This is a genomic window from Enterobacter cloacae complex sp. IR5441 (genome assembly GCF_049238215.1).
Taxonomy (GTDB): domain Bacteria; phylum Pseudomonadota; class Gammaproteobacteria; order Enterobacterales; family Enterobacteriaceae; genus Enterobacter; species Enterobacter hormaechei_C.
The window spans coordinates 20267-32895 of sequence record NZ_JBMKIA010000016.1 but is presented as its reverse complement, the minus strand read 5'-3'; the positions used below and the strand labels follow the sequence as shown (position 1 = coordinate 32895).

Annotated in this window: 10 protein-coding genes and 4 tRNA genes; 4 read left to right on the top strand and 10 right to left on the bottom strand. The window is 55.8% G+C overall.

Annotation, left to right across the window (positions count from 1 at the left end; translation table 11 throughout):
* Positions 1-300: 300 nt before the first annotated feature.
* Genes hemC through hemY form a run of 4 tightly spaced genes read left to right on the top strand, consistent with a single transcriptional unit; the run spans position 301 to position 4395 of the window.
* Positions 301-1242, top strand: a complete 942-nt coding sequence (hemC, locus tag ACOTX5_RS16905; RefSeq protein WP_045910941.1) for a hydroxymethylbilane synthase — start codon at positions 301-303, stop codon at positions 1240-1242.
* Positions 1239-1979, top strand: a complete 741-nt coding sequence (gene hemD, locus ACOTX5_RS16900) for a uroporphyrinogen-III synthase (protein ID WP_017383593.1) — start codon at positions 1239-1241, stop codon at positions 1977-1979. The genes hemC and hemD overlap by 4 nt, the downstream gene beginning before the upstream one ends.
* Positions 1980-1999: 20 nt before the next feature.
* Positions 2000-3193: a uroporphyrinogen-III C-methyltransferase gene (gene hemX / locus ACOTX5_RS16895; RefSeq protein WP_015570012.1), complete on the top strand. Its 1194-nt coding sequence runs from the start codon at positions 2000-2002 to the stop codon at positions 3191-3193.
* Between the two features lie 2 nt (positions 3194-3195).
* On the top strand, positions 3196-4395 hold the full coding sequence (hemY, locus tag ACOTX5_RS16890) for a protoheme IX biogenesis protein HemY (protein ID WP_026080629.1): 1200 nt from the start codon (positions 3196-3198) through the stop codon (positions 4393-4395).
* A gap of 537 nt (positions 4396-4932) precedes the next feature.
* On the opposite strand, the gene ACOTX5_RS16885 is transcribed toward hemY, so the two are convergent.
* From ACOTX5_RS16885 to rffA, 10 genes are all read right to left on the bottom strand, one after another.
* A tRNA-Pro gene (locus ACOTX5_RS16885) sits at positions 4933-5009 on the bottom strand.
* Positions 5010-5053: 44 nt separating this feature from the next.
* A tRNA-Leu gene (locus ACOTX5_RS16880) sits at positions 5054-5140 on the bottom strand.
* A 21-nt stretch (positions 5141-5161) separates the two neighbouring features.
* Positions 5162-5237, bottom strand: a tRNA-His gene (locus ACOTX5_RS16875).
* A 67-nt stretch (positions 5238-5304) separates the two neighbouring features.
* A tRNA-Arg gene (locus tag ACOTX5_RS16870) sits at positions 5305-5381 on the bottom strand.
* Between the two features lie 102 nt (positions 5382-5483).
* Positions 5484-6869 carry a bifunctional threonine/serine APC transporter ThrP gene (gene thrP, locus ACOTX5_RS16865; RefSeq protein ID WP_017693946.1) on the bottom strand — a complete coding sequence of 462 codons (1386 nt, stop codon included), beginning with the start codon at positions 6867-6869 and terminating at the stop codon, positions 5484-5486.
* A gap of 197 nt (positions 6870-7066) precedes the next feature.
* Positions 7067-7807: a lipopolysaccharide N-acetylmannosaminouronosyltransferase gene (gene wecG, locus ACOTX5_RS16860; RefSeq protein WP_015570015.1), complete on the bottom strand. Its 741-nt coding sequence runs from the start codon at positions 7805-7807 to the stop codon at positions 7067-7069.
* A gap of 12 nt (positions 7808-7819) precedes the next feature.
* The gene (gene wzyE / locus ACOTX5_RS16855; RefSeq protein WP_045910942.1) at positions 7820-9172 is read right to left on the bottom strand and encodes an ECA oligosaccharide polymerase; all 1353 of its coding nucleotides are present in this window, start codon (positions 9170-9172) and stop codon (positions 7820-7822) included.
* Positions 9169-10248 (bottom strand): TDP-N-acetylfucosamine:lipid II N-acetylfucosaminyltransferase, encoded by a 1080-nt coding sequence (locus tag ACOTX5_RS16850; RefSeq protein ID WP_045910943.1) that lies wholly within the window; start codon positions 10246-10248, stop codon positions 9169-9171. Before ACOTX5_RS16850 ends, wzyE begins: the two co-directional genes overlap by 4 nt.
* A complete protein-coding gene (wzxE, locus tag ACOTX5_RS16845; protein WP_017383597.1) occupies positions 10245-11495 on the bottom strand; it encodes a lipid III flippase WzxE in 1251 nt (416 codons plus the stop codon). Before wzxE ends, ACOTX5_RS16850 begins: the two co-directional genes overlap by 4 nt.
* Position 11496: 1 nt before the next feature.
* Positions 11497-12627 carry a dTDP-4-amino-4,6-dideoxygalactose transaminase gene (gene rffA / locus ACOTX5_RS16840; protein WP_045910944.1) on the bottom strand — a complete coding sequence of 377 codons (1131 nt, stop codon included), beginning with the start codon at positions 12625-12627 and terminating at the stop codon, positions 11497-11499.
* Positions 12628-12629: the final 2 nt, after the last annotated feature.

Below are 12629 nucleotides of genomic sequence, written 5' to 3'. Positions count from 1 at the left end.
AGCAGCGGACCCGCAGTATTTCAAAAAATAACCGTTACCCTTTTTTCGCCTTTTGCTTTTCTGGTGGTACAGACGAAAAAATGGTCTAAAACGTGATCAATTTAACACCTTGCCGGTTGACCGTAAAGAAAGATGCGCTACATACAAGTGTAGCACCGTTCTGTACGTGTAAATTCCTGAATACGGCGATGGCTGACTAATACGCCGCCCTGTCCCTCTCACTCTTCATCAACCGTAAAACTGCCATCCGAGTGTCAACAATGTTAGGATGGTTAGCGATTGATAATGACGGTAACAAGCATGTTAGACAATGTTTTGAGAATTGCCACACGCCAAAGTCCTCTTGCGCTCTGGCAGGCACATTATGTTATGCAGCGCCTGGAAGCCTGCCACACCGGATTACGCGTTGAGCTGGTGCCAATGGTCACGCGTGGCGATGTCATTCTTGATACGCCGCTGGCCAAAGTGGGCGGAAAGGGTCTGTTTGTCAAAGAGCTGGAGCTGGCATTGCTTGAGAACCGCGCCGATATCGCCGTGCATTCGATGAAGGATGTGCCCGTTGAGTTCCCGGAAGGGCTGGGGCTGGTGACCATCTGCGAACGCGAGGATCCGCGCGATGCGTTTGTCTCTAATCGCTATGACTCGCTCGATGCTTTGCCGGCAGGCAGCGTGGTCGGCACGTCAAGTTTACGCCGCCAGTGTCAGCTGGCTGAACGTCGCCCGGATCTGGTGATCCGTTCGCTGCGCGGGAACGTCGGCACACGTCTTGGCAAGCTGGATAACGGCGACTACGATGCCATTATTCTTGCGGTTGCGGGCCTGAAACGCCTGGGGCTGGAAGAACGTATTCGCGTCGCGTTGCCGCCGGAGCTGTCGCTGCCCGCCGTCGGCCAGGGCGCCGTTGGCATTGAGTGTCGTCTGGATGATGCGCGCACTCAGGCACTGCTCGCGCCGCTGAATCATGACGATACCGCCGTTCGCGTAAAAGCCGAGCGCGCGATGAATACTCGCCTCGAAGGAGGCTGTCAGGTGCCAATTGGCAGCTATGCTGAATTAACTGACGGTGAGCTGTGGCTGCGTGCGCTGGTTGGCGCGCCGGACGGCTCGCAGATGGTTCGCGGTGAACGTCGCGGCAAACCGCAAGATGCCGAGGAGCTTGGCGTATCGCTGGCGGAAGAGCTGCTGAATAACGGCGCGCGTGAAATTCTGGCCGAGGTCTATAACGGAGAGCCCCCTGCATGAGCATACTTGTCACCCGCCCTTCTCCCGCAGGAGAGCAGTTAGTGAGCCGTCTGCGCGCACTGGGGCAGGTGGCCTGGAGTTTTCCGCTGATTGAATTCTCCCCCGGTCGCGAGCTGCCTGAGCTCGCTGACCAGATGCGTCTCTTGCAGGAAGGCGATCTGCTCTTTGCGCTGTCGCAGCATGCCGTGGAGTTTGCCCATGCGCAGCTGCAACAGCATGCCGTTAGCTGGCCTCACGCCCCCCGCTATTTCGCCATCGGGCGCACCACGGCGCTGGCCTTACATACCGCGAGCGGAATCGATGTTCGTTACCCGTTAGATCGGGAAATCAGCGAAGTCTTGCTACAATTACCTGAATTACAAACCATTGCCGGAAAGCGCGCGCTCATTTTGCGCGGCAACGGTGGCCGCGAACTGCTGGGCGAAACGCTGCGCGAACGCGGCGCAGACGTGACGTTTGTGGAGTGCTATCAGCGCTGTGCGAAACACTATGATGGCGCGGAAGAAGCAATGCGCTGGCACGCCCGCGGTATTAATACGCTGGTGGTCACCAGCGGTGAAATGTTACAACAGCTTTGGTCGCTGATTCCGCTTTGGTATCGCGAAAACTGGTTACTCCGCTGTCGGCTTCTGGTCGTCAGTGAGCGTCTGGCGAACCACGCCCGGGAACTGGGCTGGCAGGATATTCGGATCGCTGAAAACGCCGACAACGATGCGCTGCTGCGCGCATTACAATAACTCTCAAATGGGAAGCCATAATGACGGAACACGAAAAATCCTCCGCCGTGGTTGAAGAGACCAGGGAGACTGTGGACACCACGTCACAGCCAGAGACGACAGACACAACCGTTGAGAAGAAAAACGGCAGCAACAAAACCAGCCTCACGCTGAGCGTGATTGCCATCGCGATTGCGCTGGCCGCAGGCGTGGGACTCTACGGACTGGTGAAGAAACAAGGCACCAACCAGACGGCCACCAGCGACGCGCTGGTTAACCAAATCACTGCCCTACAGAAAGCGCAGGAGACGCAAAAAGCTGAGCTGGAAGGCGTGATCAAACAGCAGGCTGCCGCCCTCGCCGACGCGAATAGCAAACGTGAAGAGTTGACCAAACAGCTGAGCGAAGTGCAGGAAAAAGTCGCCACAATTTCGGGAACCGATGCCAAAACCTGGCTACTTTCACAGGCCGATTTTCTGGTGAAACTGGCCGGGCGCAAGCTCTGGAGCGATCAGGATGTCACCACCGCCGCCGCGCTGCTGAAAAGCGCCGACGCAAGCCTGGCGGACATGAACGATCCGAGCCTCATCAACGCTCGCCGCGCTATTACGGAAGATATCGCCAGCCTGTCCGCGGTTTCTCAGGTCGATTACGATGGTATCATCCTTAAGGTAAATCAGCTCTCCAACCAGATTGATAACCTTCAGTTGGCCGATAATAACGACGATGACTCCCCGATGGATTCTGACGGCACCGAGCTGTCCAGCTCCCTGAGCGAATGGCGTATCAACCTGCAAAAGAGCTGGCAGAACTTTATGGACAGCTTTATTACCATTCGCCGCCGCGATGAAACTGCCGTGCCGCTGCTGGCGCCGAACCAGGACGTCTATCTGCGTGAAAACATCCGCTCCCGCCTGCTGGTGGCTGCCCAGGCCGTACCGCGTCACCAGGAAGAGACCTACAAACAGGCGCTGGATAACGTTTCAACCTGGGTACGTGCTTACTACGATACCAATGACGCAACCACGACCGCGTTCCTTGAGGATATCGACAAGCTGAGCCAGCAAAACATCACCATGAACGTGCCGGACAAGCTGGAAAGCCAGCCGATTCTGGAGAAGCTCATGCAGACGCGCGTGCGTAACCTGCTGGCCCAGCCGGGCGTTCCGGCAGAGCGTCCGGCTGAAGCACCTGCCGCCGCGCCAGCGCCTGAAAGCGCGCCGCAAGGAGAGTAATGATGCTAAAAGTCTTCTTACTCTTCATCCTGCTGATCGCCGGGATTGTACTGGGGCCGATGCTCGCGGGTCACCAGGGTTATGTATTGATCCAGACCGATAACTACAATATCGAAACCAGCGTAACAGGGCTGGTAATTATTCTGATCCTGGGTGTGGTCGTTCTGCTGGCAGTGGAGTGGCTCCTGCGTCGTATTTTCCGTACCGGCGTACATACGCGCGGCTGGTTCGTTGGCCGTAAGCGCCGTCGCGCCCGCAAGCAGACCGAGCAAGCGTTGCTGAAGCTGGCCGAAGGCGACTATCAGCAGGTTGAAAAGCTGATGTCGAAAAATGCCGACCATGCAGAACAACCGGTTGTTAACTATCTGCTGGCCGCTGAGGCGGCGCAACAGCGAGGCGATGAGGCCCGCGCCAATCAGCATCTTGAACGCGCGTCTGAGCTCTCTACTAAAGATCCGATTCCGGTTGAGATCACCCGCGTTCGTCTGCAACTGGCGCGCAATGAAAACCATGCCGCCCGTCACGGCGTTGACCGTCTGCTGGAAATTACCCCTCGTCACCCGGAAGTGCTGCGTCTGGCTGAGCAGGCATATATTCGGACCGGTGCCTGGGGCTCGCTGCTGGACATTATCCCTTCCATGGCGAAAGCCGACGTGGGCGATGATGAACATCGTGATGAACTTCAGCGTCTGGCCTGGATTGGCCTGATGGATCAGGCGCGCGCCGATCTCGGCAGCGACGGCCTGAAAACCTGGTGGAAAAACCAGAGCCGTAAAACGCGCCAGCAGGTTCCTCTTCAGGTGGCGATGGCAGAACATCTGATTGAGTGTGACGACCATGACACCGCGCAGGAGATCCTCCTCGACGGTCTCAAGCGACAGTATGATGACCGCCTGGTGATGGTCATCCCGCGTCTGAAAACCAACAATCCGGAACAAATTGAAAAAGCACTGCGCCAGCAGATCAAAACCGTGGGCGATCGTCCGCTGCTGTGGAGTACGCTGGGCCAGTCTCTGATGAAACACGGCGAGTGGCAGGAGGCGAGTCTCGCCTTCCGCGCCGCGCTGAAGCAACGTCCGGACGCATTTGATTACGCCTGGCTTGCTGATTCGCTGGACAAGCAGCATAAGCCGGAAGAGGCCGCAGCTATGCGCCGTGATGGGCTGTTATTGACGTTGCAAAATAACGGAACGCAGCAGTAATTAACAGGAGGCCAGATGGCCTCCTTTTTTACGCCCATAAAAAAACGCCTGCTATAAAAGCAGGCGTTAAAACAGGTCTGTAAGACAACATATTTGGTGCTTCACTCAACGTTGTGTCCATGGTGTCTGATGAGGCCGAAGCGACATCTGTCAGTGGACGATAAGCACCGTAAACGGCTCTGCGTCATTCCTGAGTTTATGAGGCCTTAAGGCGAACATAAGAGATGGAATGAGCATCTACACGCATATTATTGCATGTAATGTGCCAGGTTTACACGCAGAACTTTTACATCGCGCAACATTTTAAGATAAAAGGAAATTATGCTGTTTAGAACCGCCTGAAGCCATACAACATCGCGCTGAAGGCGGCGATATGTCGTCACCAGGAGACAGGTTAAGAGGTAAAATAATAAATTCTTTAATATTAACGGGTTATATGTCGCTGAATCGCGACAAGGATATAGAGTGTTGTCGGGGAAAGGCTACAGGATAAAAAACGCAGAAAACAAAAAACCCCGCCGAAGCGGGGTTCAAAATTGGTCGGCGAGAGAGGATTCGAACCTCCGACCCACTGGTCCCAAACCAGTTGCGCTACCAAGCTGCGCTACTCGCCGATGTACTGCTTTTTTGAATTTTTAGTTCAACTCATTAAAAGTCGTGGTGCGAGGGGGGGGACTTGAACCCCCACGTCCGTAAGAACACTAACACCTGAAGCTAGCGCGTCTACCAATTCCGCCACCTTCGCAATTCACAACTCTTTCAATAATGGGGTGGCTAATGGGATTCGAACCCACGACAACTGGAATCACAATCCAGGGCTCTACCAACTGAGCTATAGCCACCACTGTATTCTTTCACGCGGTTCTGACTACTTCTCAGACCACCGCAGCTCTAGCGCCGGGACTAAAATGGCGCGCCCGACAGGATTCGAACCTGAGACCTCTGCCTCCGGAGGGCAGCGCTCTATCCAGCTGAGCTACGGGCGCTTAGCGCCGTTGCGGGGCTGGATATTACGTACCTCCGTCCCCGCTGTCTAGTGCTTTTTTGAAAAAAATGCGCGTTTGGTTATGGTTTGCACATTTTGCCGCTTATTCCTCCACTTTATGGGCGGAGCCACGGCGGCCCAGGCCAAAAAGTTTATATGCAGCTGTGACGGCAGCCAGGAAGATCATCCCGACAAACAGCGACATGCGGGTATCTTCATTAAAGTACATTCCAATTAATACGCAAATCAGGAACGCCATCGTCAAATAGTTCGCATACGGGAACAGAATGGAGCGGAACGGATGGCTGGCGATCGCTTTTTTGTGCGCCTGTCGGAAACGCAGCTGGCTAATCAAAATGACAAACCACGGTACCATTCCCGGCAGCACGCTGGCGCTATAGACGTAAACAAACACGCGCTGCGGATTCGGGATGATGTAGTTCAGGCAAGAGCCAATCAGCAGAATCACAATCGACACCGCTACGCCCGCCACCGGTACACCCACGCGGGAGACTTTACCCATCACCGCCGGCAGCTGTTTGTTTTGCGAGAGCGCGTAAAGCATACGCCCGCAGCTGTACATCCCGCTGTTACAGCCGGAGAGCGCCGCCGTCAGCACCACAAAGTTGATAATGGCGGCCGCCGCCGTGATGCCAATCTTAGCGAAGGTTAAGACAAACGGGCTGCCGGTGGTGCCGATCTCGTTCCATGGGAAAATGGTCACGATAACGAAGATCGCGCCCACATAGAAAATCAGGATACGCCACAGCACCTTGCCTACCGCGCTACGCAGCGTGACCTGCGGGTTTTTCGCCTCACCTGCGGTAATGCCGATCAGCTCAACGCCCTGATAAGAGGCGACAACGATACAGAGCGCGGTCAGGAAGCCTTTCCAGCCGCCGGCAAAGAAGCCGCCGTGTCCGGTCAGGTTACCGAAACCAATCGCGTGCCCGCCGTTACCGAAACCAAAGAAGATGACACCCAGACCCACAACAATCATCACGATAATGGTGGTGACTTTGATCATCGCAAACCAGAACTCGATTTCACCGTAAAGGCGAACGGCGGCAAGGTTCGCCAGCGCCACAAGCCCTACGGCGATGAGCGCGGGTATCCACTGGGCCATCTCCGGGAACCAGAACTGCACGTAGACCCCGATGGCGGTGATCTCCGAAATCCCGACGGCCATCCACATAAACCAGTACGACCAGGCCGTGAGATAGCCAAAGAACGGGCTCATATAACGGTGGGCGTAAACGGCGAAAGAGCCCGTTACCGGCTCCAGAAACAACATTTCGCCCATTGAGCGCATGATGAAGAAGACGAACAGCCCGGCAATAATATACGCCAGCAGGACGGAAGGCCCCGCCCATTTCAGCGTGCTTGCCGAGCCCATAAACAGGCCAACGCCGATAGTGCCGCCCAGCGCGATCAATTCAATATGTCGAGCTTCCAGCCCACGCTGAAGCTCCGGTTTTTTCTCTGCCATAAATCCTCGGTTGTGTTTGCTGTTTCCCGACTTATTGCCGGGTATTGTTTTGAGGGGTACTGAAATACGGAGCGAATGGTTTCTTAAATTCTGGCAAATGGCAAACAATGCATTAAAAAAATGAATGCATTGTACAGAAATCCAGCAGTTTTACAGGGGGGGTTGCAGCGCGAACAGCAGATCGCGCTGCATATTGATTACATTTTCCCGGTGTAGTGCCAGGCGAGGTAGCGCAGCAGACGAATCTGTCGTTTGATACGCGTCGGTTGAGAGAGCAGGCGGTAGAGCCACTCCAGCCCCAGGTTTTGCCAGACTTTGGGCGCCCGCTTAACGTGGCCGGTAAAGACGTCGTAGGTGCCGCCAACGCCCATATAGAGCGCATCCGGGCTGACCAGACGGCAATCGCGCATCAGAATTTCCTGCCGCGGCGACCCCATGGCGACAGTGACAATTTTCGCCCCGCTGTCGCGCACGCGCTCATATAACGCCTGGCGATCTTCCGGCCTGAAATAGCCATCCTGGCTGCCCACGATGTTAACATTCCACTGGCTACGCAGCTTTTGTTCGGTCTGCGCCAGCACCTCTGGTTTGCCGCCAATCAAAAATACCGGCGTGCCTTCAGCGCCTGCGCGTTCCATAAGTCGCTCCCAAAGGTCAGCACCCGCCACGCGAGACACATTAGCGTCAGGAAACTTTTTACGAATTGAACGCACCACGCTAATACCGTCGGCATATTTAAACTCCGCGGCTTCAATCAGGCTTTTCACTTCCGCATTATCTTCAACCGCCAGCATTTTTTCTGCGTTGATGGCCACCAGCGTGCCCGATTTCATCTGCCCGTCCGCGAACAGGAAATCCAGCGCGTGTTGCATGTCACGCCAGCCAATAAGCTGTAGCCCACGCAGCGCATAACGCGGGGCTGAAGTTGTATCCGTCATGATAATCCCTACTCAGACTTGCGACAGCGTTGTGCTGCCCTGTGGCTCACGTCTGTGCACAAGCCCTGCACTGTCAAACAACCAGTACAGCAGTTTTGCCAGCAGCAGACAGAGACCGAAAACGACCATAAAAAACACCACGCGTGAGACGAACGAATCCAGTCCCTCGCGCGCCAGAACGATCATATTGAAAATGGCACCGAAACAGAAACTGTGCAAAACAGCGGCTTTGTAGCGGTTGGTCTCTTCGTTACCCAGCGTATATAGCCAGTCGAACCATTTTATTATCAACCCGACCGCGATCGCGCCCGGCAGGATAAACCACGTTCCGCCCATCACTACCAGCGAGCCAATCAGGGTTGGGGAAATCGCCAGGCCCGAATGGTTGTTCAGCACTTCCCAGGTAAAGTAGTTCGCCGTATTCAGGACAATACCGGGACGGTCGGGCCACAGCCACGTCGGTATAAAGACATAGAAATCGCGAACAATCGGCGCCAGCCCCTGGAATTCGATTTTGTCGTAGTTTTGCAGCAGTAAAGCCAGGTTTTCCCACGGCGAGAAGGTATCGCGCGTCAGATACAGGAAGGTATAAAACGCTTCGTCGCCGGCCACGTTCAGTCCGTAGCGCTTCAGCGCCAGCCAGAACATCCCCACAATGCCAAAGACGCCTGCCGCCGCCAGCATCCACAGCGAGATCCAGCCGCGAATAATGCCGATAAACAGGAAAATCGCGAAGGCGATAATGATGTTGGCGCGGGTGCCGCCGACGATCATGTAGGTCAGAATGCCAAATGCGACGGTGCTGACCAGGAAGAACAGCCAGGCTTTGCTGTCCTGACGCAGGAAAAAGACCACCAGCATCGCCGGAATGAAGAAATAGAAGAAACGCTTGAGCGCGACGCCGGAGACTTCGGCGGAGAAAATCTGGCTATAGGACTGCAACTTAAACAGTAAAAAGCCGTTATGCATGAAGAAAATCGCCACGCTGACGAGGGCGATGGTCATCAGCATAACCCACGTCAGATGGGTTTCTACCCGGTTCATGGTAAACAGCGGACGACGGGGTGTGGTGTCTTTCGCCGCGCGCAGGCGCGTTTTATAGGTGATGTAATACACCGCGTAGAAGCAGGTCGCAGAGAGCAGCGCCTGCAACAAGATTTCCGGCGGAGCGACGCCAACATCAAAGCGGAACACGAGGATGCTGGTCAACGGGAAGCCAAAGAAAAAGGTCAGCAAAAACAGCAGCGAGAAGAATACGTTGAAGTTAAAACGTACGCGCCGGAATTCAAACCATGTGAGCGTGGCGATAAACAGCGTGCTCAGCAGCCAGACCACCAGCAAGCCGCTAAATTGCAACTGGCTCATGCGTTGTCTCCTGAAGCAATACGCAGCGCGCGGTGCCACGGCGTGAGATAGTTCGGGCTGAAAAAGTCGATGCTATTTTTATCCACCAGCGTGAGCTGACGCTGCGCTTCCCGTACCACCTCGACATTAAGCGTGTCAGAGGTAAACAGCACCGGAATATACTGTTCGGCCATGTCCTGCCAGAACGGGTTTTCGCGGTTGAGCACGCACGGTACGCCCGCCTGAATCAGCAGACACAGCGTACCAATCCCCTGCTGACGGGCAAAGATGAAATAGCCCAGATCGCATTTTCGCAGCAGCGCGAGATAGTCATCAAATTCCAGCTTATCGCTGAGAATGTGCAGATTTTCCGCGCTAAACAGCCCAAGCCCCTGCTGGCGAACGTCATCGATGTAGGCGTCGTTATTGGCGGGATAGCCCATCGGCACCACCACGTTCACCGTATCGCCAAACTGCTGATGCACCGCCCGCAGCGCCGCGACATGCTCGTTACTGCGATCGCCGGAATTTCCCACCAGGATAGTCAGTTTGCCCTCACGAACCGCGTCATTCGCCATGGTATTCAGTGCCGGATCCATACGGGTCGGAAAATAGAGCAGTTCCCCGCGAACCTTCGGGTGCTGTTGAGCAAAATAGTTGAGGTCGCCACGGGTAGCAAAAACGCAGCCCACGCGCGCCTGCGCCAGACGACGCAGCGGATAGAAAAGACGGAACTTCCAGCCGTGGGAGACTTCGTAGAGATCCGCTCCCCAGATATGCCAGCTGAACTGGGAAGGTTTTATCCCGCCGCTTAACAGCGCCAGCCACAGCCCGGTATTGAATTGTCCGTGGAAGAAGAAACGCTGGCTTCGGTCCGCTTTGGCTTTCGCGACAACGGCTTTGGTCAGGGCCGCTTTGTCTGGCGAGAAGGTGATGTGCAATGCCGGACACGCCGCGCTCAGGCCGTTATCGCGTCCAACGACCATAAACTCGCGCGCATCGGGCGTGCCGGATGCCAGTTCATCGTTGAAGAACCGCAGAACGGTCTGGTTATGATGCGGGATATCCGATCCCAGTATGTGTATCAGTGCAGTCATGCGCGTTTACGCCAAAGTAAAAATACGCCGCAACAGGCAGCGAAATAAACGATATAAGTTGCCATATAGGCCTGAGCCGCCCCCAGCGCACCGTGGGTGGGGATCAGCCAGTGAGAAAATGCCGTCAGCAGCGCAAACTGGCCGATCTCTGCCAGGATATACAACCGCAGCGAAGCCTTCGCAATCACCAGATAGCCGAAAACGTATGCCCCCACTTTCAGCACATCGCCGACCAGTTGCCAGGCAAACAGATCGCGCATGGCGGTAAACTTCGCCGAAAACAGCAGCCAGATGGCGAAATCACGCAGTAACCAGACGGTAAAGCTGGCGATCGCAACCGCCGGCAATACAAAACGCAGGGAGCGAAAAATCTCGCGGGTAATATCCTGCCTGGAAGTCAGGCGCGATAAGGTTGGCAGTAAATAGACGCTAAAGGAAGCCGTAATAAATTGGAGGTAAGCATCTGAAATGCTGCTCACGCCCTGCCAGATCCCCACTTCATCCCAGCTGTAATGCGCTGCCAGCAGGTTTCGCATCATCACGTAGGCAACGGGAAGCGTTACTGAAGTGATGAGCGCCATCAGGGTAAACTTTCCTAGCTGCCCCGCCAGCATCTTGTCCCACTGCGGTTTCAGGTAATTCAGCGGGACATTGCCTCTGCGCATCAGCATAAACGCTGCCGGAATGACAACGAGCGCAGGCACCAGCGCCAGCCCCAGCAGCGCGCCTTCATAGCCGCCCAGCCGATAGCAAAAGTAGTAGGCGATAACGCCGATGATGCTGCCGAGGATCAGCGCCAGCGCATTCCCGGCGGCATCACGGAAGCCTTTCATCAGCGCCAGCAGCAGGTTTGCCCAGGCGATCCCCATCTGAACGAGCGCCACCAGGCGCACCAGCCCCTGATAATGCGTGTGTCCGAACAGCCCCTGGCTGATGGGTGCCGCCGCCAGCAAAAAGACGACGGCCAGCAACGTAGAGAAGCCCAGCACCATAGCAGAGGAGGTGCCCACCACCGTGCGGAGCTTTTCGGCATCGTCATGATGCTGCGCGACGTATTTGGTGACGCCATTGAATATCCCGGCTCCCGCCAGCACGCCAAGCACCGTGACCAGCTGGCGGAAGTTCCCTGCCAGCCCAACGCCTGACGGACCAAATGAGACGGCCAGCAGCTTGACGACCAGTAACCCGGCGCCAATTTTTACAAGCGTGGACGCTGCCGTCCACACCGACGCTTTTGCCAGAGACATATCAGGCGAAATAACTCAGAAGCGAATTGATCACCGTACGCTGGTTCACCGGCGCGAGGTTGTAGAACAGGGGCAGGCGGAGCAGACGTTCGCTCTCTTTGGTGGTGTAGCGGTCTTCACCGGCAAACATCCCGAAGGCTTCGCCAGCCGGGCTGGAGTGCAGCGGAATATAGTGGAATACCGCCATAATTTCCGCCTCTTTCAGCCAGGCAATCAGCTTGCTGCGATCGTCGTTATCGCGCAGCTTGATGTAGAACATGTGAGCGTTGTGGATGCAGTCTGCCGGAATAGTCGGCAGTTCAATACGTCCGGCTTTTGCCAGCGGCTCCAGCGCGTCGTAGTAGGTTTGCCACAGGGAGAGGCGTTGCAGATTGATGCGCTCTGCCGCTTCCAGCTGCGCCCAGAGATACGAGGCCTGCAAATCCGCCATCAGGTAGCTTGAGCCGATATCGCGCCAGGTGTACTTATCCACCTGACCGCGGAAGAACTGGCTGCGGTTGGTCCCTTTTTCACGGATCACTTCCGCACGCTCCACCAGGGCACGATCGTTAATCAGCGTCGCGCCGCCTTCGCCGCCTGCGGTGTAGTTTTTGGTTTCGTGGAAGCTAAAGCAGCCGATATGGCCAATGGTGCCCAGCGCGCGCCCTTTGTAGGTGGACATCACGCCCTGCGCGGCGTCTTCCACCACAAACAGGTTGTGCTTTTTAGCGATGGCCATGATGGTGTCCATCTCACAGGCCACGCCCGCGTAATGCACCGGCACAATCGCCCGCGTTTTATCGGTGACCGCCGCTTCAATCAGCGTTTCGTCGATGTTCATAGTATCCGGACGGATATCCACAAACACTATTTTCGCCCCGCGCAGGACAAACGCGTTCGCCGTGGAGACGAAGGTGTAGCTCGGCATGATCACTTCATCGCCGGGCTGGATATCCAGCAACAGCGCCGCCATCTCAAGCGATGCGGTACAGGACGGCGTCAGCAGTACCTTGGCACTGTGAAAACGTTGCTCCATCCACTGCTGGCAGCGGCGGGTAAAACCGCCATCGCCACAGAGCTTGCCGCTGCCCATAGCAGACTGCATGTAATCAAGTTCAGTGCCCACAACGGGAGGCGCGTTAAATGGAATCATCT

Bases quoted from the DNA above. Each gene is read 5' to 3' on its own strand.
- hemY (WP_026080629.1), top strand. From the start codon at position 3,196: ATGCTAAAAGTCTTCTTACTCTTCATCCTGCTGATCGCCGGGATTGTA.
- wzyE (WP_045910942.1), bottom strand. From the start codon at position 9,172: ATGAGCCAGTTGCAATTTAGCGGCTTGCTGGTGGTCTGGCTGCTGAGC.
- hemX (WP_015570012.1), top strand. From the start codon at position 2,000: ATGACGGAACACGAAAAATCCTCCGCCGTGGTTGAAGAGACCAGGGAG.
- rffA (WP_045910944.1), bottom strand. From the start codon at position 12,627: ATGATTCCATTTAACGCGCCTCCCGTTGTGGGCACTGAACTTGATTAC.
- hemD (WP_017383593.1), top strand. From the start codon at position 1,239: ATGAGCATACTTGTCACCCGCCCTTCTCCCGCAGGAGAGCAGTTAGTG.
- wecG (WP_015570015.1), bottom strand. From the start codon at position 7,807: ATGACGGATACAACTTCAGCCCCGCGTTATGCGCTGCGTGGGCTACAG.
- wzxE (WP_017383597.1), bottom strand. From the start codon at position 11,495: ATGTCTCTGGCAAAAGCGTCGGTGTGGACGGCAGCGTCCACGCTTGTA.
- hemC (WP_045910941.1), top strand. From the start codon at position 301: ATGTTAGACAATGTTTTGAGAATTGCCACACGCCAAAGTCCTCTTGCG.
- ACOTX5_RS16850 (WP_045910943.1), bottom strand. From the start codon at position 10,248: ATGACTGCACTGATACACATACTGGGATCGGATATCCCGCATCATAAC.
- thrP (WP_017693946.1), bottom strand. From the start codon at position 6,869: ATGGCAGAGAAAAAACCGGAGCTTCAGCGTGGGCTGGAAGCTCGACAT.